The organism is Komagataeibacter sp. NFXK3, assembly GCF_054182245.1.
The window spans coordinates 217943-239065 of record NZ_JAPIVJ010000002.1 but is presented as its reverse complement, the minus strand read 5'-3'; the positions used below and the strand labels follow the sequence as shown (position 1 = coordinate 239065).

The following is a 21123-nucleotide window of genomic DNA, read 5'->3' as shown; positions in this document are numbered from 1 at the left end:
GGCATGCCTGACCTGTCGCGCCACATGATGGCGCTCAGCCCGCTTGTGCCGCCGTGGTGCATCAACCTGCTTCTGGCCGCCTGCGTCGTGCTCGCCCTGTGGGGCCTTGCCCGCCGGGTGCGCGGCAGCGTGTGGCGGCTGCTGGCCGGGCTGGGTGTTGCCCTGTGGCTGTACAACCCCCAGCGCATTACCGAGACATGGCACCCCCTGCCTGAAACGGCACTTGTGGTGGTGGACCAATCGGCCTCGATGAACGAGCGCAACCGGGGCGAGATGGCGCGCAATGCGGCGGCAGGCGTGCAGGCCGCCATGAACCGCGTGCCCGGCCTCGTACCCCGCATCGTGACCGTGCGCGAGGCGCAGCATGGCGGCACGCGGCTGTTTGCGGCGTTGCAGCAGGCGGCGGCTGACATTCCCCCTTCCCGCCTGGCGGGCGCCGTACTGATTACCGATGGCGAGGACCATGACGTGCCCGCCACCGTGCCCGACACGCTCAACCCCGATGATGGTCACGGCCACCGCACGCTCCTGCCGCTGCACGTGCTGCTGACCGGCAGGGGCGAGGAAACCGACCGCCACCTGCGCGTGCTCCAGGCGCCGCCCTTCGCCATCGTGGGCAAGGACGTGACCATACGTGTGCAGATCGATGACCAGGGCGCGCCCCCACAGCCGGGGGCCACCACGCAGCTCACGCTCACGCAGGGCGATGGCGCGACCTTCACCCGGCCGGTCAAGATTGGCGAACCACAGGACATTACCCTGCCCGTCACCCATCCGGGCGAGATGCTGGTGGGCCTGTCGGCACCCGAACTGCCCGGCGAGGTCTCGACGCGCAACAACCATGATGTCATCCGCATCAACGGCGTGCGCGACCGGCTGCGCGTGCTGCTGGTGTCAGGCACGCCCAACCAGGGCGAGCGCGTATGGCGGCGGCTGCTCAAGGCCGACCCTTCGGTGGACCTCGTGCACTTCACCATCCTGCGGCCACCCGACCGTGATGATGGCACGCCCCTTTCCGACCTTGCGCTGATCGCCTTCCCCGTCAACGAACTGTTTCAGCAGAAGGTGGGGCAGTTCGACCTCATCATTCTCGACGGGTTTGAAAACCGCGGCATCCTGCCCGAGGCCTATCTGCGCAACATCGTCAACCACATCCGTGAAGGCGGCGGGCTGCTGCTGATTGGCGGGCCGGAATTCCTGACCGCGGGCTCCCTGCAGGATACCCCGCTTGCCGACATCCTACCCGCGCATGTGAGCACGGCCGATGGCATGGCCATCCAGCGCTTCAGGCCCGACCTGACCGAGACCGGCATGCGCCACCCTGTCACCTCCGGCCTGCCGGGCGCGCCCGAGCATGCAGGCAGCAAGCCGGGCTGGGGGCCGTGGTATCGCAGCCTGCGCAGCGATACCGCCCGGGGCGAGGTACTCATGACCGGCCCCGACCACCAGCCCCTGCTGGTGCTTGACCATGCGGACAAGGGGCGCGTGGCCTTCCTCATGTCCGACCAGGCCTGGCTGTGGTCGCATGGCGAAGGTGGCGGCGGCCCGCAATCCGAGCTGCTGCGCCGCATCTCGCACTGGCTGATGAAAGAGCCGGAACTGGAGGAAAACCAGCTTGAGGCCAGCATTGCGGCAGGGCAAATGACCATCACGCGCCGCTCGGTCACCACTGGGCCTGCACCGGTGGTGCATGTCACGGCGCCCGATGGCACCAGCCAGCAGGTCACCCTCGAGCCCGCTGGCAATACCGGCCTTGCCCGCGCCCGCCTGCCCGCGACACAGGAAGGCATATGGACCGTGCGGGATGATGACGGGCATGCAGCCTTTGCCGCCCCGCGCGCGGAAGACCCGCTGGAGTTTGCCGATTTGCGGGCCACGGCTTCGGTGCTTGGCCCCATGGCGGCGGCGACCGGCGGCGGCGTGCACTGGCTTGGCGCGAATGCGCAGGCCCCTGCCGTGCCGGAGATGGTGATGGCTGACGGGAGCCACGCTTCATCGGCCAGCCGCTTCGCCTTCCCCGCCCGCAATGCCCACAGCGTATCGGGGCAGCAGGCAAGAGCCATGCTGCCAGCCTGGGCCATGGGCCTGTTCGTGCTGCTGATGGTGTTCATGGCATGGTGGCGGGAGAGCCGCCCCTGAAGGCAGGGACTGCAATCAAGGAACTGACAAAGCGGCGGTCCAAGAGACTGTTTTGAAAAGTTAGCTCAGCAAACATCCAGAAATCATAAGGAAGTTTTTGGTGAAGCTTTTTTTCAAAAGCTTCAAAGAACACCGCCTTTTTGAAAAAAGGCGGCACCCAAAAACTTTTATCATTTTTTATCAATGAGTTGTTTTTAGACTGTCTCTAAATAAAGATAGCCCCAGAACGCCTTGATGATTGCACGCTGTTGAACGGACGGGCTTTTCTGGCCACCATGGCGGGAAAGTGGATTAATCATCGCATCCACCATCATTTTGCGGTAATCAGCAGAACCGGCAGGCGGCGCAGGGCTGTTGCGCGGCAGGCTGAACGCTCACTCTCGGGACAGGACATGATTTCCAGATCCGGTATATATCTTCTTGTCGCCGCCCTGTTCGCGGGCCTTCCTGCCGTGTGCATGCCACTGCACATGGCGCATGCGCAGGATGCCGAAGACGCTGAAGCCGAATCAGAGGCTGCCGATGCCGCCAAGAAGGCCGAGGCCCGCCGCGCGGCCAAGGCCGCAGCCCCGCCGGCCGCGCTGCCGGGCGCTGAATCGCGCGAGGAAGAGCACGGCCACGCCAATGCCGATATGAACCCGACCAATGCGCTGTTCGACGCCATCAACCGTGGCAGCCTTGGCGCGGCGAAGGAAGCCCTGAACCGCGGCGCTGACATGACGGCCCAGAACCAGCTTGGCCAGACGCCGCTTGACATGGCGATCGACCTTAACCGTAACGACATCACCTTCCTGCTGCTGTCGATGCGCACCTTCTCGGATGCCGACCCGCATTTCGCCTCCAACAACCTTGAAAGCGGCGAGGACGATACCCCCCCGCTCACCATGCCCAAACATGCCTCGACCACCGCCTCGCCCGACCGGCGCTATGATGCCTCGGGCGGACATGCCGACCCCTCGATCGGGTTCCTTGGCTTTGGCGGCAGCTAGGCCAGGCGGGGCCGCCTGATTCAGGGCGCCCCGTTCAGGCTGGCCTCAAGGGTCATGATCTCGTGCCACAGCTCATCGGCCGTGCGTTGCGGCGGGCGGCGGGTATTGGTCAGCACGACGAATTCAAGCGTCATGGGGCGGGCGGAATAGCGCTGGCGGCTGACGCGGTAGCGCTTGTAGGGGCGGGTAAAGACCTGCACCGCGCCCCGCTCGCAATTGGCCCGCAGCATATCTTTCAGCGCAATGAAGCCATCGGTGCTGTAGCTCGTGGCGATCCAGCGCGTATCGAGCACCGATAGCAGCTGCCGGTAGGCCGCAAGCGCCTGCCTGCGGTGGTTGTAGGGGCTGCGCCGCTCGGTGCGCCAGTCCTGGCGTATGGCCGCCTTGTCGCGCCCGGTAATCTTGGGGGCAAGGGGCGGGCTGTCCCACAGGGCGATGGTGTTGAGCACGTGGTAATTGGCGCCGTAGGGGTGCTGGTTGTAAGGCGGATCGATATAGGCGATGGCGGCCTCGCCCACCTCTCCCGCAAGATTGGCGGCCAGGGCGTGGGCATCCATGCGCAGCACCCTGTGCTCGTGCCCATTATCAATAAAGCCCGCCGGGCGCAGCGCAAGATCGGCGGCGATGCGATACAGCGCCGTGCCCGTGCGCCCGCCCCAGCCGTGATGAAACCCCTTGAACAGCCCGCTGGTATTGCTGTTGTAGCTGGCGCTGTACAGCAGCGGGGCCAGCAGGCAGGCCTTCTGCCCTGCATCAAGCAGGCCATCATGTTCCCACCGGGCGATCTGGGTGCGAATGGCGTCGATGCGCATGCCGTTCTTGCGCATGTAGAACATCCGGTCACGCGCGGTGTCGTAATGCACGTCATCATCGGGGCACAGGTGCCGGGTGATCCAGCCCTCGAGCGGCGGCAGGGCGTTGAGTTCCGCCATGACCTGCCCGTAATCACGCCCGCCGTGAAAGACCGGCGCGCGCGACTGGGCCACATAACAGCGGTTGATCTGTTCGCTATAAGGCTCCCAGTCATTGCACAGCACGCGAAAGCCAAGCCGCTTGGCCAGCCTTGATACCACGCCGGTGCCGGCGAACAGGTCGATGAAATCGGTATGGTGCGGCACCTCGCCCGTGGCCGCGATGGCCTGAGCGATCAGGCCGAGCAGCTTGCGCTTGTTGCCGATATAGGGAATGAGCTGGCTGAACAGGTATTCCCCGGTCAGCAGTGCCGCATGGCGGCCCGGGCTCCATTCCATGCCGGGCAGGCCATGCGATCCATCAGGATCGGGGCGCCAGTTCATGCCACCCTGCCTTCCCCCGCCATCAGGATGCGACGGCTGCCTGCTCCGCCCGGATCTCGCTGCGCAGCGTATCGAGTTGCACCAGTTCGCCCTCGTGCTCGAAATACCAGAACGTCCAGCCATTGCATGAGGGCGCATTGGTCAGCGTCGCACCCATCTTGTGAATGGAGCCCCGGTGCCGCCCGCTGACCAGCGTGCCATCGGGCGAGACGGTGGCGCGCACGCGCTTCTGCCGGTCCATGAGCACGGTGCCAGCAGGCACCATGCCGCGCTCGACCAGCACGCCAAAGGGCACGCGCGGGCTTTCGCGCCGGGCGGGCGTGGTCAGCACGCTGTCAAGCGGCACGGGTTTTTCGCGCCGGGCACGGCCGATCGCGGCCTCGGCATAATCAGGGTGGCGCTCGATGCCGATAAAGCGGCGGCGCAGCCTGCGCGCCATGGCCGTGGTGGTGCCGGTGCCGGTAAAGGGGTCGAGCACCACGTCATCCACATTGGTCGAGGCCACGAGCACGCGGTGCAGCAGGCTTTCGGGCTTCTGGGTGGGGTGCAGCTTCAGGCCATGCTCGTTGCGCAGCCGCTCGCCGCCGGTGCACAGCGGCAGGTACCAGTCCGAGCGCATCTGCACATCGTCATTGAGCGCCTTCATGGCCTGGTAGTTGAAGCGGTAGCGGCTGTCCGGCCCGCGCGCCGCCCAGATCAGCGTTTCATGCGCATTGGTGAAGCGCCGCCCGCGGAAGTTGGGCATGGGGTTGGACTTGCGCCAGATCACATCATTGAGGATCCAGAACCCGAGGTCCTGCAAAATCGCCCCAATGCGGAAGATGTTGTGATACGAGCCGATGACCCAGATCGTGCCATCCTTGCGCAGCACGCGCCGCGCCTCGGTCAGCCAGGCGCGGGTGAATTCGTCATAGGCCCGCAGGTCGGCGAATTTGTCCCAGTCGTCATCCACGCCATCGACCACGCTGTCATCGGGGCGGCGCAGTTCGCCCTTGAGCTGGAGGTTGTATGGCGGATCGGCGAACACGCAGTCGATCGAACCCGCGGGCAGGGTACGCATCATCTCCACGCAGTCGCCGCGCAGCACCTGGTCAAGGGGCAATTCCATCATTACCGCACCGCTCATGAATTGTTCAGCATGATGGCTGCTCCGCGCTTGAATGTAAGGAAGAAGGACCGGAAGCCTGCATGATGCGCCGCACCGTGCCGAAGGCCGCCCGGTGGTGGGGGCTGACACCGTGGGCCATGAGCCCCGCGCGGTGTATGGGCGTGCCGTAGCCTGCATTGCGCTCCCAGCCATAGGCGGGCCAGCGCCGGGCCAGCCGCTCCATGGCCCGGTCGCGCACGACCTTGGCCACGACCGAGGCCGCGGCGATGGACAGGCTGATCGCATCGCCCCCCACGACGCATTGCGCCGGGCACCCGAAATCGGGCGCGGCGTTACCATCGACCAGGACCAGTTCGGGCCATTGGGGCAGGCGGCCGACCGCACGCTGCATGGCGATCCATGAGGCGCGCAGGATGTTGTGGTGTTCGATTTCGGCCACGGAGGCCGCCCCCACCCCGATCAGGACATTGGGGGTCTGGTGCAGCGTATCGTAAAGCTGCTGGCGGACCTTTGGCCTGAGCTTTTTTGAATCATCAAGCGTGTCAGCCAGATGGCCCGGCACGCCCGAGAGGAACATGACCGCCGCCGCCACGACCGGACCGGCCAGCGGGCCGCGACCGACTTCATCGACACCGGCGACCCGTCCCCCATGGGCGTGCTCAAGCGTGTAATCCGGCATCCAGTCCTTCCCGTCATGGTGCGAATCGGGGTTCAGGCCCGATTCGCACCAGATTCATGTTCTGGAAGGATGGAAACCATTTTTATGCACGGTTGTGCAAGATGCTGTGGACTCATCGAGTCCCTTAAAATGAAAAAAAACGACTCGAGCCGTGATCAGCCCTTGCGGCGGGGGATGAAAATCAGCCCCATGATGGTGCCGAGCACCGCCGCGATACCGAGGGAAAACAGCGGGCGCTCACGCACGAAGGTCACGGCGCGCTCGAGCTTGCCTTCGCCTTCATCATACAGATCGGCGAATTCCTGCCGCGCCATGCCCGAAAGCTGGTCAACCTTACCTTCAGCCTGCATGCCCACATTGCCCGTAAGGCCGCCGGCGGCATCCTTCAGGCGACCTACGCCCTCATCAACCATGCCTTCAGCCTTGGTCTCGATGTTTTTTGCCTTGTCTTCCGACATCATTCACACTCCGTAATATCGCTGTTCTGTAGCGTGGACCCATAACGCCACGATGGCGCTTGCAGTTCCGTACCCCCTACTATCATGCATGATGATGCCGCCCTTGACGACAGCCCAAACCGAACAGCCCGCGCCCGGCACCGACATGCCTCCCCTTTCGCCCCGCCGCACAAGGCTCATGGCGCTGATCGTGTCGAGCCTGATGATGATGGAACAGCTCGATGGCACGGCGCTGACCACGGCGCTGCCCGCCATGGCAACGGACTTCCATGTCGATATTCCCCAGACCAGCATCACGCTTACGGTCTACATGCTGGGGCTTGCGGCCCTGATCCCAGCCTCGGGGCGCATTGCCGAGCGGTTTGGCAACCGGGTCACGCTGCGCTGGGCCATTATCGTGTTCCTTGGCGGCTCGCTGCTGGGCGGGCTTGCGCCCAACCTGCCCGTGCTGGCGCTGGCACGGCTGGTGCAGGGGCTGGGCGGGGCGATGATGGTGCCGGTGGGGCGGCTCGTGATCCTGCAGAACGTGCCCAAGTCGGAGCTGATGTCGGTCATGGCATGGGTCATGCTCACCGCCACCATCGGGCCCATGGCGGGCCCGGTGCTGGGCGGCGTGCTGACCTCGGCACTGTCATGGCGGTGGGTGTTCTACCTCAACATCCCACTCGGGCTGATCGCCATCGGGCTGATCGGACGGTTCATTCCTCAGGTGCGCATGCCCCATCCCCCTCCGTTTGACCTCAAGGGCAACATGTGGTGCGCGCTGGGGCTGGCGGGGCTGATCTTCGGGCTGGAACTGCTGACCCATTCCGGCACGGCCCGCATCGTGGCCTGCGCCCTGCTCGTGCTGCCACTGGTATGCAGCGTGGCGTATATCCGCCACGCGCGGCGGGTTGCGCACCCGGTGCTTGACCTGTCGCTGCTGCGGGTGAGCACCTTCCGCATCTCGGTCATCGCGGGCGCATGCACGCGCATCGCCACCGGGGGCATCATCTTTCTCCTGCCCTCCCTGCTGCAGACCCGCTTTGACGCGAGTGCCGCCCAGAGCGGGCTGATCACCGTCATCGCCCCCGTGGGCGCGCTGGCCATGCGCTTTGCCACACCCGCGCTGTACCGCGCCCGGGGCTACCGCGCGGTCATGTGCGCAAGCAGCCTGACCCTGCCCGGCGTGTGCCTGCTGCTGGCCCTGTACAACCCCGCCATGGGCATGCTCGCGCTACTGGCGCTGCTGGCCATGCATGGCATGGGCCAGACCATGGTCTATACCGGCTACAACACCATAGCCTATGCCGACATGCCGCCTGCACGCATGGGGGCGGCGACAAGCCTGTATTCAACCGCCCAGCAGGTCATGCTCACGCTGGGCATATGCTTTGCGGCAGGCACCCTGACCTCCGCGCGGCTGGTGCTCCCGCCCTCGCTCCAGATGCAGGACTACCGCCTGACCTTTATTCTGTGCGGTCTTGTTGCCACGATCGCACTGCCCGTCCTGCTGCGGCTTTCACCCGGTGCGGGGTCGGCGGTGAGTGGTCATGACCACACCGCCGCACAAAAGGACCGGTTATGAAACATCAGGAGGTTTTGGCCCTTCCACCCGCCGCACAGGATGTTACATTCACTAACTTATTCCATTCACGCGCCATGTTAATACTGGGACGATCCCAGGTTCGACCTTACGCTTTTTTCATAATGGCCCGGTTATTCACGCGGCCCCCATCCGACAGCAAGCAGGCAGAAACCCGACCGCATGGATACAACGCCCCCCCCGCCCCGCGCCAGCGCCACACCCACGCCCCCGACCGACCGACCGCGCCGTGGGCGGCGCGTGCTCTACCTGGCGGGCGGGGCGCTGGCGGTCGTCCTTGCGGTCGCTTTCCTGCGCCCCCATGCCGGCACCCACAAGAAGCACGCCACAAGCGGCGACCAGCCGGTGGCGGTCACCGCCGTAAGCAGGGGCGACATGCCCGTGGTGCTGACGGAGCTGGGCACGGTGGTGCCCATCACCAACGTCACCGTGCAGTCGCGCATTGATGGCTACCTGATGCAGGTGCTCTTTACCGAGGGGCAGCATGTGCACAAGGGCGACCTGCTGGCCCTGATCGACACCCGCCCCTATGAGGTGCTGCTGGCGCAGTACGAAGGCCAGCTGGCGCAGGACGTGGCCCAGCTCAAGGCCGCCCAGGTGGATAACGCCCGCTACCAGCGCCTGATCCAGCAGAACAGCGTTGCCGCCATGACCGCCAAGGACCAGCAGTACAAGGTCGAGCAGCTCGAGGGCACGGTCAAGGCCGACCAGGCGCTGGTCGATAACGAGAAACTCCAGATCACCTACTGCCATATCGTAGCCCCCGTTGACGGGCGCGTTGGCATCCGTGAAGTGGACATGGGCAACTACATCACCGCAGGCCAGACCAATGGCCTCGTGATCCTGACGCAGATGCAGCCGATCTCGGTCATCTTCACCGTGCCCGAAAACGATATCGGCCCCGTGGCCACCCGCCTGCGCGAAGGCACACCGCTCGAGGTCGATGCATGGGACAGCGCCAACCTCAACAAGATCGCAGCCGGCCAGGCCAGCGTGCTTGACAGCCAGATCGATACCTCGACCGGCACGGTGCGCATGCGCGCGATCTTCCCCAATTCCCAGGAAGAGCTGTTCCCCAACCAGTTCGTCAACGCCCGCATGCTGGTCAGCACCGACCATGATGCCCTGCTCGTGCCCACCAATGCGCTGCAAAATGGCCCCAACGGCCAGTTCGTGTACGTCGTCAAGGCGGACAGCACGGTGGAAGTGCGCAACGTCAAGACCGGCCATGCCAACAACACCATGACCGTGGTGACGGACGGCGTGAAGGAAGGCGAGCGCGTGGTGACCGATGGCGTGGACCACCTGCGTGATGGCGTGAAGGTCAGCATTCCCCAGGCTGCCGACGGCACCGCCGCCCCGCAGAAGGGCAAGGAATAGGGTGCGCGCCCGCCTGCCCGCCCCCCTGCCTGACCTGCCCTGCGCGTTGCCGGAGATTGCCGCGTGAATCCCTCCCGCCTTTTCATACACCGTCCGGTCGCGACCACGCTGCTCATGCTGGCCATCCTGCTGGCGGGGCTGCTGGGCTATCACTTCCTGCCCGTATCGGCCCTGCCGGATGTGGAATACCCCACCATTACGGTGCAGACCTTCTACCCCGGCGCCAGCCCCGATGTGATGGCCACCTCCGTCACCGCCCCGCTTGAAACACAGCTGGGCGAGATGTCGGGGCTGGAGCAGATGACATCGCGCTCATCGGGCGGCGCATCGGTCATTACCCTGCGCTTTGGCCTGACCATGACCATGGACATTGCCGAGCAGGAAGTGCAGGCCGCGATCAACCAGGCGAATTCCCTGCTGCCGACCGACCTGCCCGCCCCCCCGGTCTACGCCAAGGTCAACCCCGCCGACACGCCGGTCGTGACCCTTGGCATCTCGTCAAAGACCATGCCGCTGACGGAGGTGGAGGATTACGTCGATACCCGCCTGGCCGAGAAGATAAGCCAGATCTCGGGCGTGGGGCTGGTGACGCTTTCAGGCGGCAACCGCAAGGCGCTGCGCGTGCGCGTCAACATCCCCAAGCTGACCTCGTTCGGCATTGACCTCGATACGCTGCGCACCACCATCGGCAATGTGAACATCAACTCCCCCACCGGCACGTTCGATGGCCCCAAGCGCGCGACCACGCTGCGCATCGATGGCCAGATCACCGGGGTGCAGCAGCTGCTTGACCAGGTCATCGCCTACCAGAACAACGGCCCCGTGCGCATCCGCGACGTGGCCAGCGTGGTGATCGGCCCCGAGAACACCGAGCTTGCCGCCTGGGCCAACCGCACGCCGGCCCTGGTCATGAACGTGCAGCGCCAGCCGGGCGCCAACGTGATCTCGGTGGTGGACAACATCAAATACGCCCTGCCCCGCCTGCAGGAATCCCTGCCGCCGGGCATCACCATCACGCCACTTACCGACCGGACCACCACCATCCGCGCCTCGGTGGAGGATGTGGAGTTCGAGCTTGGCCTGGCGCTGGTGCTGGTCGTGGGCGTGATCTTCGTGTTCCTGCGCAACGTGCCGGCCACGCTGATCCCCAGCCTGTCGGTGCCGCTGTCGCTGGTGGGCACGCTGGCGGTGATGTACCTGTTCGGCTTCTCGCTCGACAACCTCTCGCTCATGTCGCTCACCATCGCCACGGGCTTCGTGGTGGATGATGCCATCGTCATGATCGAGAACATCGCCCGCTACATCGAGATGGGCGACACCCGCATGCAGGCGGCGCTGAAGGGCGCGGGCGAGATCGGGTTCACCATCATCTCTCTCACCGTATCGCTGATCGCGGTGCTGATCCCGCTGCTGTTCATGGGGGACGTGGTGGGCCGCCTGTTCCATGAATTCGCCATGACGCTGGCGGTCACCATCATCCTTTCCGCCGTGGTCTCGCTCACGCTGGTGCCCATGATGTGCGCCCGCCTTTTGCATGAGCACGACACCAAGCATGCCGAACCCGCCTGGTCAGCCGCCATCGAGCGCTGGACGGTCGCCACGATCGAGGGCTATGGCCGCGCGCTCGATGTGGTGCTGCGCCACCGCAGGCTCACGCTGGGCGTGTTTGGCGCAACGCTGATGCTGACCGGCGTGCTGGCGGTGATCATTCCCAAGGGGTTCTTCCCCGTGCAGGACACGGGCGTGATCCAGGGCATATCGGTCATGGCGCAGTCCACCTCGTTCAGCGCCATGAAGCGCCACCAGCAGGAACTCGCCGACCGGATCCTGCAAGATGAGGACGTGGCCAGCCTGTCCTCCTTCGTGGGGGTGGACGGGCAGAACGTCACCCTCAACCAGGGGCGCTTCCTCATCAACCTCAAGCCGGTGGACAAGCGCTCATCCACCGCGCAGCAGGTCGCAACCCGCCTGCGCGCCGAGACCGCCGACATACCGGGGGCCGAACTGTACGTGCAGCCGGTGCAGGATCTCTCGCTCGACACCTCGGTCGCGGCCACGCAGTACCAGTTCCTGCTCGAAAACCCCGACTACAACCAGTTCACCACCTGGGTGCCGAAATTCATCGCCCGCCTGCAGCAGGAAAAAGCCCTGTCCGACGTGACATCGGACCTGCAGGCGGCAGGTCTCGTGGCGCATGTCGACCTCGACCGCACCACGGGCGCGCGCTACTCGATCACGCCGCAGACCATCGACAACGTGCTGTATGACAGTTTTGGCCAGCGCCAGATCTCGACCATCTTCACCCAGTCCAACCAGTACCGCGTGATCCTCGAGGCAACGCCCAGCTTCCAGCAGGACATGGGCTCGCTGAGCCAGATCTACCTGCCGGGCATCAGCGGCAATGCGGGCGAGAGCACGTCCGGCCCCACCCGCTCGCCCACCTCGGGGCTGGTGCCGCTCTCCTCCGTCACCACGGTAACGCAGGATACCGCGCCGCTATTGATCACGCATGTGGGGCAGTTCCCGGCCACGACCGTCTCGTTCAACGTAAGGCCCGGCTACGCGCTGGGCGATGCGACGGATGCGATCGAGCGCGCGGAGAAGGACATCCACCTGCCCTCGAGCTTCCAGACCTCGTTCCAGGGCACGGCGGCGGCCTTCCGCAGTTCGCTGTCAAACGAGGCCTGGCTGGTGCTGGCGGCCCTGGTTGCGGTCTATATCGTGCTGGGCATCCTGTATGAGAGCTTTGTCCACCCCATCACCATCCTCTCCACCCTGCCCTCGGCTGGCATCGGCGCGCTGCTGGCGCTGTGGCTGACGGGATCGGGGCTGGATGTGATGGGCATCATCGGGCTGGTGCTGCTGATCGGCATCGTCAAGAAAAACGCCATCATGATGATCGACTTCGCGCTTGAGGCCGAGCGGGTGGAGGGCATGACGCCGCTGCACTCCATCCGCCACGCCGCGCTGCTGCGCTTCCGCCCCATCCTCATGACCACGCTGGCCGCCATGCTGGGCGCCGTGCCGATGATGCTGGGCACCGGCACCGGCTCGGAGCTGCGCCGCCCGCTGGGCATTGCCATCGTGGGCGGGCTTGCGGTGAGCCAGCTGCTCACGCTGTTCACCACCCCGGTCATCTACCTGCTCATGGACGGGATCAGCCAGAAGCTGGCCCGCCGCTTTGGCACGACGGATGAGGCCGGGCCTGACGGTGGCCAGCCCGGCCCGCAGGCTTCTGCATGAACCCGCTTGCCATCTTCGTGCGCAGGCCGGTCGCCACCGTATTGCTGACGGTGGCGCTGATCCTGGGCGGCGTGATCGGCTACACCACCCTGCCGGTGGCGGACATGCCCAATGTGGACTTTCCGGTCATACAGGTGCAGGCGCAGCAGGCCGGTGGCTCGCCCGAGGAAATTGCAAGCTCGGTGGCCGCCCCGCTCGAGCGGCACCTTGGCGCCATTGCCGACCTGACGGAAATGACCTCGCAGTCATCTGCCAACCAGGCGCGGATCACGCTGCAGTTCTCGCTTGACCGCGACATCAACGGCGCCGCACGCGACGTGGAGGCCGCCCTTCAGGCCGCCCATGCCGACCTGCCCTCCTCGCTGCGGCAGAACCCAAGCTACTTCAAGGCCAACCCCAACGGCGCGCCGGTCATGATCCTGGCGCTGACCTCGCGCACGCGCACGCCGCCGCAGCTTTACGACCTGGCCTCGAACGTGCTGCAGCAGCACCTCTCGCAGATTCAGGGCGTGGGCCAGGTCGAGATCGGTGGCAGCTCGCTGCCTGCCGTGCGGGTGGAGATGAACCCGCTGGCGCTGTACAAATTCGGCATCGGGTTTGAAGATATCCGCGCCGCCCTCGCCTCGGCCAACGCGCATACGCCCAAGGGCTTCATCGACCAGGGCGACAACCGCTTCGTGCTGTCCACCAACGACCAGGCGCATAACGCCCAGGCCTATCGCGACCTGATCGTGGCCTACCATGACAGCCGCCCCGTGCGGCTCGAGGACGTGGCCTACGTGCATGACAGCGTGGAGGACGTGCGCAACGCGGGCTACGTGGATGGCAAGTCCGGCGTGCTGGCCATCATCTTCGCGCAGGCCGGGGCCAACATCATCAACACCAATGACCAGATCCGCGCGCAGATCCCCATGCTGCGGGCGGCATTGCCCGCGGATGTGGACCTTGGCAACTTCATGGACCGCTCCACCACCATCCGCGCGGCCCTGGCCGACACGCAGTTCACGCTGGTGCTGTCGGTCGTGCTCGTGGTGCTGGTGGTGCTTCTGTTCCTGCGCTCGCCGCGCATCACCATCATCCCCGCCATTGTCGTGCCGACTTCCATCATCACCACCTTCGGCGCGATGAAGCTGATGGGCTATTCGATCGACAACCTCTCGCTCATGGCGCTGACCATTTCCACCGGCTTCGTGGTGGATGACGCCATCGTGGTGGTGGAGAACATCAGCCGCCACATGGAGGCGGGCATGGACCGGCTGCAGGCCACCCTGCTCGGCACGCGCGAGGTGGCGTTCACGGTGCTGTCGATCACGATGTCGCTGATTGCGGTGTTCCTGCCCATCCTGCTGCTCAGCGGGGTGGCGGGGCGCCTGTTCCATGAATTCGCCATGACGATGTCGCTGACCATCGTCATCTCCATGGTGCTGTCGCTCTCGCTCACCCCCATGATGACCTCGCGCCTGCTCAGGCAGTACGAAAAACCCACCGCGGGCGGCGGTGTGTTCGGGCGCATCGGCCTGTGGCTGGAAAGCGGGCTGAATGCGGCCCAGCAGGGCTATGCGCACTCGCTGGAATGGGCGATCACGCACCGCCGCATCACCATCCTGTCGCTGCCCGTCACCATTGCCATCATGGTTGGCCTGTTCATCAAGATGCCCAAGAGCCTGTTCCCTGAATCGGATACCGGCATGCTGATGGGCCACCTGATGGGCGACCAGTCGATTTCGTTCCAGGCCATGCAGTCGCAGGTCCATACCGTGCAGTCCGCCATCATGGCGGATCGGGACGTGGCGCATGTCATGGGCTTCATGGGCGGGCGCGGCAGTTCCAACCAGGCCAACATGTTCGTAACCCTCAAGGACAAGTCGGAGCGCAACGACACCCCCGCCCAGACCATTGCGCGCATCTCGCACCGGCTGCGCAACATGGTGGGGGCGACATTCTATGCCTCCGCACCCGGGCAGCTGCGCATTGGCGGGCGGCAGAGCAATGCGGCCTACCAGTATTCGCTGCATTCCGATTCCTCGAAAGATCTGTACAAATGGACGCCGCTGCTGGTCTCGGCGTTGCAGAAGCATCATGAGCTGTCCGATATTTCATCGGACGTGCTGCAGGGCGGCTCGGCGCTTGACGTGCAGATCGACCGCGACACCGCAAGCCGCCTCAACATCACGCCGCAGCTCGTGTCGAACACGCTGTATGATGCGTATGGCCAGCGCTCGGCCTCGGTCATCTATAACGCGCTGAACCAGTACCGCGTGGTGATGGAGGTCGAGCCCCGCTTCTGGGCGGACCCGACCACGCTCAAGCAGGTCTGGGTGAGTGTGGCGGGTGGCACGGCGGGCGGTGGCACGCAGTCCAACACCATCCGCGTCAAGACCGATACGGGCACCACCGCCTCGCAGCTCAGTGCTGAATCCTTCCGCAACCAGGTGGCCAACAAACTGGCGGGCGGCAACAGCGCCTCGACCGGTTCGGCGGTTTCCACCAGTTCGGAAGCCATGGTGCCGCTCACGCTGGTCTCCACCCTCAAGCCCACCAAGACCGCGCTCAGCATCAACCATGACGGGCAGACGGTCTCGAGCACGGTCTCGTTCAACCTGAGCAATGGCGTCTCGCTCAGCCAGGCGGTGCAGATCATCAATGAGGAAATGGTGCGCCTGCACATGCCCGACAATATACAGGGCGCGTTTGCGGGCAATGCCGCGCAGTTCCAGAAATCGGTCAATAACGAGCCGCTGCTCATCCTCGCCGCCCTGGCTGCGGTGTACATGGTGCTGGGCATCCTGTATGAAAGCTACGTGCACCCGCTGACCATTCTCTCCACCCTGCCCTCGGCCGGGGTGGGCGCGCTGCTGGCGCTGCAGTTCTTTGGGGAGGCGTTCTCGCTGATTGCCATGATCGGGGTGATCCTGCTGATCGGCATCGTGAAGAAAAACGCCATCATGCTGGTCGATTTCGCCATCACCGCCGAGCGTGATGAGGGGCATAGCGCGCTTGAGGCCATCCGCACCGCCTGCCTGCTGCGCTTCCGCCCGATCATGATGACCACGTTCGCCGCAGCCCTGGGCGCGCTGCCGCTCATCTTCGGCCATGGCTACGGCTCGGAGCTGCGCCGCCCGCTGGGCATCGCCATCGTGGGGGGGCTGCTCGTCAGCCAGGCGCTCACGCTTTATACCACGCCGGTTGTCTACCTCTATCTCGACCATATGGGGGCAGCCTGCCGCGGCTTTTTCAACCGGCTGTATGGACGGCTGTCCCGACGCCATCGTCTTTCCCACCAGCAGGATTCCTGAACCGGATGACACGTCCCTCGCCATCCCCCATCCGTGCCAGCCATGCGCCCGGCCGCCGCCTGCGTCTTGCCTTGGCCCTTGTGCCGCTCGCGGCCCTGAGCGGGTGCATGATCGGGCCGAAATACCATCGGCCCGCCGCCATCGTCTCGGCCCATTTCAAGGAATTGCGGCCCGAACCTGGCTGGGAAGCCGCCAACCCCAAGCTTGCGGAACTGCCCAAGCATGACTGGTGGACAATCTATAACGACCCCGTGCTGAACGCACTGGAGGCGCAGGTTGCGATCTCGAACCAGAACGTGAAGCAGTACGAGGCCAATTACCGTAACGCACGCGCCATGATCGACAGCGTGCGCGCCCAGCTTTTCCCCACCATCAGCGGCAGCCTTGGCTTCAACCGCGCGGGGCATGGGGCGGGGTCTCTTTCCTCCTCCGGCAGCAATTACGCCAAGGAGGGCTCGACCTATAACACCTATGATATCGGCCCCAGCGCCAGCTGGGATCTCGACATCTGGGGCAAGATCCGCCGGCAGGTGCAGGAGCAGGTGACGGCGGCGCAGGCGAGTGCGGCCGACCTGGCCAACGCCACGCTGTCCTATCAGGCGCAGCTGGCCACGGCCTATTTCAACCTGCGCTACCAGGACAGCCTGACCGACCTTTTGCAACGCTATGTCCACTTCAATGAGCAGGCGCTGCAGATCACCCAGAACCAGTTCGAGGCGGGCACGGCGGACCCGACCGCCGTGCTGCAGGCCCGCACCACGCTGGAGCAGAACCGGGCCTCGCTGGTGCAGGCGGGCATCAACCGCGCGCAGTATGAGCACGCCATTGCCGTGCTGGTGGGCAAGCCGCCCGCCGATGTCACGATCGCTCCGGCGGAACTGTCGCGCACCGTGCCGCCCATTCCGGTCAGCGTGCCAGCCGACCTGCTGCAACGCCGCCCCGACATTGCCGCCGCCGAGCGCACGATGGAGGAATACAACGCCATGATTGGCGCGGACATGGCCGCCTTCTTCCCCGACATCACCATCAATGCCAGCTATTCACAGAGCGGCGGCGACCCGGTGACCTCGCTGATGCAGGCTTTGAACCGGGTGTGGTCGCTTGGCGCTTCCGCCACCGAAGTGCTGTTTGAAGGCGGATCGCGCACGGCCGCCGTGCATGAGGCCAACGCCCAGTATGACAGCGCGGTGGCCACCTACCGCCAGACCGTGCTGACAGCCCTGCAGAACACGGAAGATCAGCTCTCGAACCTGCGCATCCTGGCCGAGCAGAGCCGCCAGCAGCAGAAGGCGCTCGACCTTGCCAACCGCACGGTCGAGGTCTCGCTCAACCAGTACCAGGCCGGCACCGCGATCTATACTACCGTCATCACCAACGAGAACTCGGCCCTGAGCGATGCCGAGACGCTGCTTGGAATCCAGCAGCAGCGCATGGTCGATAGCGTGAGCCTGGTGCAGGCCCTTGGCGGCGGATGGGATACCTCCCGCCTGCCCAGCAAGCACTCGCTGCAAAAGGACAACCCGCTCCTGCCCTCCTTCATCCAGAAGGACACCAACAAATAGGCATGAAAAAACCCCCTGCACCACGTGGCGCAGGGGGTTTTTGCCTAAGGGCCAGCAGGTTGCTACCGGAATAACGTGTTGGCCGAGAACAGCACCAGCAGCACCACGATCACGAAGCACGCAATGGCGATGAAGAACAGAATCTTCGCCATCCCTGCCGAAACGGCGGAAATGCCACTGAAGCCGAACACGCCGGCCACCAGCGAGACAATAAGAAAAAACAGCGCCAGTTTCAGCATGGCTTATTTCCTTGCAAATCAGTCATGCCCCATTCAACGCGGCAGCATGGCATATGTTGCCTCAGCCGCGCCTGCGGCGCAGGAACGCGGTTACGAGAAAGCCGAGAAAAGAGGCACCGAGCAGCGCCATGAGCGGGCGGTCGGCGGTCACGTCACGCAGGCTGTCGCAGATCTCGCCCATGCCCTGCTGGGCTGCGCCGCCCGCACCCTGCATGCGGGCTGACAGCGGCATGCCGGAATCACCAACAAAACCATCCAGCCCATCCTGGAGGCGGCCGATGCCTTCTTCGAGATGCTCTTCAAGATTGGGGGGATTTGTCATGGTCTGTCTTCCCTATGCTTGCCAGGGGCGCAGGCCCGACCGCCCTGCCCCCATGCCTTCATGCCCACCTGCGCCAGGCAGGGTGAGTGCCGAGACTTATCATATCTCCGATGCCTGCCAATAGGCCGCATCCGCGCCGGGGTCGGGTTCACCAGCAATGAGTCGCTTCATCCGCTCGGCCATGGCCTGCACGGCCGCGCCCTCATGCGGGCGTGGCCCCACCATGAAGTCGCCCTTCACCCCCGCCGGCTGGCCCTGCAGGATGATGATCCGGTCCGCCAGCAGCAGGGCCTCGTCAAGGTCATGGGTCACGAACAGCACCGTGCCCTGCCGGCGGGCATGGATGTCGAGCAGTTCGCGCTGCAGGCTGGCGCGTGTAATGGCATCGAGCGCGCCAAAGGGTTCATCCATCAGCAGCAGGTCGGGTTCCACCGTCAGCGCGCGCGCAACCCCCACACGCTGGCGCTGTCCGCCCGAAAGCTGGCGTGGCCACCGTGCCGCCCTGTCGGCCAGCCCCACCAGTTCAAGGGCTGCCATGGCGCGTTCGTGCCGCTCGGCGCGGTTCAGCCCCAGCCCCTCAAGCCCGAGTTCCACATTACGCCGCACGCTGCGCCATGGCATGAGCTTGGCATCCTGAAACACCATGGCGGCGGGCCGATGCGCCTGGGCCGGGCGCGATTGCAGGGTCACCTGCCCCTCGCTGGGCTGCACAAGCCCCATGATGACGCGCAGCAGCGTGGACTTGCCCACGCCCGAGGGGCCAAGCAGCGCCATGAACTCACCGGCCCGGATTTCAAGATCGACATGGCGCAGGATGAAACTGTGCCCGTGATCGTGCGACAGGCCGATATTCTCAAGCCGCACCACGACTTCCGCCGCGCTGGCGGGGTCTGTCTCGCGTATTGCCATCGTGTTCATCCCTGCCAGCCCAGCAGCCTGCGCCGCACCAGCATGAACAGCATGTCGGTCACCGCATAGAGCAGCGCCATGGTGAGCATGTAGACCACCACCAGATCGGTTGCGAGCAGGCTTGAGGCCTGCATCATCCGCGCGCCGATGCCCGGCACGCCAAACAGTTCCGCCGCCACGACCGACATCCAGGCCTGCCCGATGCCCGTGCGCAGCCCATCAAGCACGCCCGGGCTTGCCGCAGGCAGCACCACCGTGCGCAACCGCGCCCAGAAGCCGCCATGGCCGAAGGCGGCGGCAACCTCATACAGGTCCGGGTCGATCGCGCGCACCGCGCCATAGGCGGCGTAAAAATTGATCCAGAAGACCGAGATGGCGATGATGAACGTGGCCCCCGCTGTGTTCAGCCCGAACCACAATATGGCAAACGGCACCCACGCCAGACCCGGAATGGGGCGCAGCACGCGCACGATGCCCGAGAGCAGCCCGTCGAGCACCGGCAGCGCTCCGCACAGCAGCCCCACCAGCGTGCCCGTGACCGAGCCCGCCACGAGGCCTGTCAGGTAGTGGGTCAGGCTGTCGCGGATGGCCTGCACCCATGCCCCGCTGCGCACCTCATCAAGCCATGCCGGGCCGAGGCTGGAGGGCGCTGGCAGGAAGCCGGACTGGATCCACCCCCCGCGCACCGCCGCTTCCCATACGCCAAACAGCACGGCCAGCCCCGCAAGCCCGAGAGCGGGGCGCAGAAGGCGGGCGCGGGCCTGACTCATGGCCGGACCTGCCGGTAGGTTTCAAGGTCAAACAGGTCAGCCACCGGCTCGGCCTTGCGCAACAGGCCACTTTCAACCTCGAAATCCTGCAGCTTGCCCACGGCCGCCACGATCCGCTCGGGATCGGACACATATCCGCCCGCCGAGGCCTTCAGCGCCTCGACAATAATCGCCTTGGGCAGCATGCCCCCGCCCAGCGCCTGCTGCACGTAAGGCGCTGCCTGCTCGGGATCGGTGGCCAGAAGCTGCGTGGCCTTGACGAAAGCGCTGACAAATGCCGTCTTCCACGCGGCCCGGTCGGGCGCGTCTTCATTGACAATGGCCAGCACCGAGCCCGGCTGGCCGGGCATGAGGTCATGACCCGAGGCCAGCACCCGTGTCGCGGGCAGGCGATGGCGGATGATGGTCAGCGCCGGTTCGCGCAGGATCGCACCATCAACCGCGCCCGCCAGAAAAGCCTGCTGGGCGGCATCAATATCAATGCCGACAATATCCGCCACCTGCGCCGGGTCGAGCCCGTTGCCCGCCTTCAGCCAGTAACGCAGCAGCGTATCAGGCACCGAGCCCAGGGGCTGGGCGGCAATCTTGGGCTTGTGGCCATCCTTGGCCGCAAAATCAGCCAGGCGCTGGCGCAGTGCGTCGGGGGTGAGCGTTGCAGGCTGCTCGGGCAGGCCCGTTGCCAGGTCCCCACGGGCCACGACCTCGAGTTCCTCCGTCGCGGCACTGGCCACCACCTTGACATCCGCCCCATGCGCGCGGGCCTGCAACAGCGGCAACACGCCAGCCACATAGGCATCAATCTTGCCCGATATCAGCGCCTGTATGGCCTGCGGCCCAGACTGGAAACGCACAAGCTGCAGGTCCATGCCCGCATCATGCCCCCAGTTTGTGCCCTGCATGACAAAAAGCGGCGCCGAACCGATGACGGGAATATAGCCCACCCGCACGGGAGCCGCCTGCACCGTGCCGCACAGCATCATCACGCTGGCCATGGCGTAAAGCCCGCACCGTAACAAATGCCCCCAAACCCTTGCTGCCATGTCTTGCGCCCTATCCTGCCGCGCAGGCAAAACCCTGCTGGTAAGAGATTTTTTGTAAACACCCGGTGGATAACAGGTGCCGCCTGCCGCCTGTTTTCAAAACAGACGA

The 21123-nt window shown here is 65.1% G+C and carries 16 protein-coding genes; 7 read left to right on the top strand and 9 right to left on the bottom strand.

Annotation, left to right across the window (positions count from 1 at the left end; genetic code table 11):
* The first annotated feature begins 3 nt into the window (after positions 1-3).
* Complete coding sequence (locus OQZ28_RS03285; RefSeq protein ID WP_458135131.1) at positions 4-2139, top strand: VWA domain-containing protein; 2136 nt, start codon at positions 4-6, stop codon at positions 2137-2139.
* Between the two features lie 392 nt (positions 2140-2531).
* Positions 2532-3128, top strand: coding sequence for an ankyrin repeat domain-containing protein (locus OQZ28_RS03280; protein WP_130730301.1), 597 nt, complete (start codon positions 2532-2534; stop codon positions 3126-3128).
* Positions 3129-3148: 20 nt separating this feature from the next.
* Here OQZ28_RS03280 and OQZ28_RS03275 read toward each other — a convergent pair whose 3' ends face one another.
* The 4 genes from OQZ28_RS03275 to OQZ28_RS03260 all read right to left on the bottom strand — a co-directional run bounded on the left by OQZ28_RS03275 (position 3149) and on the right by OQZ28_RS03260 (position 6668).
* A complete protein-coding gene (locus OQZ28_RS03275; protein WP_458135130.1) occupies positions 3149-4423 on the bottom strand; it encodes a DNA adenine methylase in 1275 nt (424 codons plus the stop codon).
* 22 nt (positions 4424-4445) lie between these two features.
* Positions 4446-5549, bottom strand: a complete 1104-nt coding sequence (locus tag OQZ28_RS03270; RefSeq protein WP_130730303.1) for a site-specific DNA-methyltransferase — start codon at positions 5547-5549, stop codon at positions 4446-4448.
* Between the two features lie 7 nt (positions 5550-5556).
* Positions 5557-6210 (bottom strand): ribonuclease HII, encoded by a 654-nt coding sequence (locus tag OQZ28_RS03265; RefSeq protein ID WP_458135129.1) that lies wholly within the window; start codon positions 6208-6210, stop codon positions 5557-5559.
* 155 nt (positions 6211-6365) lie between these two features.
* On the bottom strand, positions 6366-6668 hold the full coding sequence (locus OQZ28_RS03260; RefSeq protein WP_130730418.1) for a CsbD family protein: 303 nt from the start codon (positions 6666-6668) through the stop codon (positions 6366-6368).
* Positions 6669-6846: 178 nt separating this feature from the next.
* On the opposite strand from OQZ28_RS03260, the gene OQZ28_RS03255 reads away from it, so the two are divergent.
* The 5 genes from OQZ28_RS03255 (at position 6847) to OQZ28_RS03235 (ending at position 17734) form a co-directional block, all read left to right on the top strand.
* Entirely contained in the window at positions 6847-8235 is a 1389-nt protein-coding gene (locus OQZ28_RS03255; RefSeq protein ID WP_130730419.1) for an MFS transporter, read from the top strand.
* Between the two features lie 180 nt (positions 8236-8415).
* Positions 8416-9633, top strand: a complete 1218-nt coding sequence (locus OQZ28_RS03250) for an efflux RND transporter periplasmic adaptor subunit (RefSeq protein ID WP_130730305.1) — start codon at positions 8416-8418, stop codon at positions 9631-9633.
* A 63-nt stretch (positions 9634-9696) separates the two neighbouring features.
* Positions 9697-12876, top strand: coding sequence for an efflux RND transporter permease subunit (locus tag OQZ28_RS03245; protein WP_458135128.1), 3180 nt, complete (start codon positions 9697-9699; stop codon positions 12874-12876).
* Positions 12873-16172, top strand: a complete 3300-nt coding sequence (locus tag OQZ28_RS03240) for an efflux RND transporter permease subunit (RefSeq protein ID WP_458135127.1) — start codon at positions 12873-12875, stop codon at positions 16170-16172. Before OQZ28_RS03245 ends, OQZ28_RS03240 begins: the two co-directional genes overlap by 4 nt.
* Positions 16173-16177: 5 nt before the next feature.
* On the top strand, positions 16178-17734 hold the full coding sequence (locus OQZ28_RS03235; RefSeq protein ID WP_458135126.1) for an efflux transporter outer membrane subunit: 1557 nt from the start codon (positions 16178-16180) through the stop codon (positions 17732-17734).
* A gap of 62 nt (positions 17735-17796) precedes the next feature.
* Here OQZ28_RS03235 and OQZ28_RS03230 read toward each other — a convergent pair whose 3' ends face one another.
* The 5 genes from OQZ28_RS03230 to OQZ28_RS03210 form a co-directional block, all read right to left on the bottom strand.
* Positions 17797-17973, bottom strand: coding sequence for a DUF1328 domain-containing protein (locus OQZ28_RS03230; RefSeq protein ID WP_130730308.1), 177 nt, complete (start codon positions 17971-17973; stop codon positions 17797-17799).
* 61 nt (positions 17974-18034) lie between these two features.
* A complete protein-coding gene (locus OQZ28_RS03225) occupies positions 18035-18295 on the bottom strand; it encodes a hypothetical protein (protein WP_458135125.1) in 261 nt (86 codons plus the stop codon).
* Between the two features lie 99 nt (positions 18296-18394).
* Positions 18395-19204, bottom strand: a complete 810-nt coding sequence (locus OQZ28_RS03220) for an ABC transporter ATP-binding protein (RefSeq protein ID WP_458135124.1) — start codon at positions 19202-19204, stop codon at positions 18395-18397.
* 5 nt (positions 19205-19209) lie between these two features.
* Complete coding sequence (locus OQZ28_RS03215) at positions 19210-19974, bottom strand: ABC transporter permease (RefSeq protein WP_458135123.1); 765 nt, start codon at positions 19972-19974, stop codon at positions 19210-19212.
* A complete protein-coding gene (locus OQZ28_RS03210; protein ID WP_458135122.1) occupies positions 19971-21014 on the bottom strand; it encodes an ABC transporter substrate-binding protein in 1044 nt (347 codons plus the stop codon). Before OQZ28_RS03210 ends, OQZ28_RS03215 begins: the two co-directional genes overlap by 4 nt.
* Between the last annotated feature and the right edge of the window lie 109 nt (positions 21015-21123).

What these genes read in the sequence shown, in the direction of transcription:
- OQZ28_RS03240 (WP_458135127.1), top strand. Translation starts at nt 12,873, where the DNA reads ATGAACCCGCTTGCCATCTTCGTGCGCAGGCCGGTCGCCACCGTATTG.
- OQZ28_RS03265 (WP_458135129.1), bottom strand. Translation starts at nt 6,210, where the DNA reads ATGCCGGATTACACGCTTGAGCACGCCCATGGGGGACGGGTCGCCGGT.
- OQZ28_RS03255 (WP_130730419.1), top strand. Translation starts at nt 6,847, where the DNA reads ATGGCGCTGATCGTGTCGAGCCTGATGATGATGGAACAGCTCGATGGC.
- OQZ28_RS03260 (WP_130730418.1), bottom strand. Translation starts at nt 6,668, where the DNA reads ATGTCGGAAGACAAGGCAAAAAACATCGAGACCAAGGCTGAAGGCATG.
- OQZ28_RS03225 (WP_458135125.1), bottom strand. Translation starts at nt 18,295, where the DNA reads ATGACAAATCCCCCCAATCTTGAAGAGCATCTCGAAGAAGGCATCGGC.
- OQZ28_RS03215 (WP_458135123.1), bottom strand. Translation starts at nt 19,974, where the DNA reads ATGAGTCAGGCCCGCGCCCGCCTTCTGCGCCCCGCTCTCGGGCTTGCG.
- OQZ28_RS03280 (WP_130730301.1), top strand. Translation starts at nt 2,532, where the DNA reads ATGATTTCCAGATCCGGTATATATCTTCTTGTCGCCGCCCTGTTCGCG.
- OQZ28_RS03275 (WP_458135130.1), bottom strand. Translation starts at nt 4,423, where the DNA reads ATGAACTGGCGCCCCGATCCTGATGGATCGCATGGCCTGCCCGGCATG.
- OQZ28_RS03285 (WP_458135131.1), top strand. Translation starts at nt 4, where the DNA reads ATGCCTGACCTGTCGCGCCACATGATGGCGCTCAGCCCGCTTGTGCCG.
- OQZ28_RS03220 (WP_458135124.1), bottom strand. Translation starts at nt 19,204, where the DNA reads ATGGCAATACGCGAGACAGACCCCGCCAGCGCGGCGGAAGTCGTGGTG.
- OQZ28_RS03235 (WP_458135126.1), top strand. Translation starts at nt 16,178, where the DNA reads ATGACACGTCCCTCGCCATCCCCCATCCGTGCCAGCCATGCGCCCGGC.
- OQZ28_RS03270 (WP_130730303.1), bottom strand. Translation starts at nt 5,549, where the DNA reads ATGAGCGGTGCGGTAATGATGGAATTGCCCCTTGACCAGGTGCTGCGC.
- OQZ28_RS03210 (WP_458135122.1), bottom strand. Translation starts at nt 21,014, where the DNA reads ATGGCAGCAAGGGTTTGGGGGCATTTGTTACGGTGCGGGCTTTACGCC.
- OQZ28_RS03250 (WP_130730305.1), top strand. Translation starts at nt 8,416, where the DNA reads ATGGATACAACGCCCCCCCCGCCCCGCGCCAGCGCCACACCCACGCCC.
- OQZ28_RS03230 (WP_130730308.1), bottom strand. Translation starts at nt 17,973, where the DNA reads ATGCTGAAACTGGCGCTGTTTTTTCTTATTGTCTCGCTGGTGGCCGGC.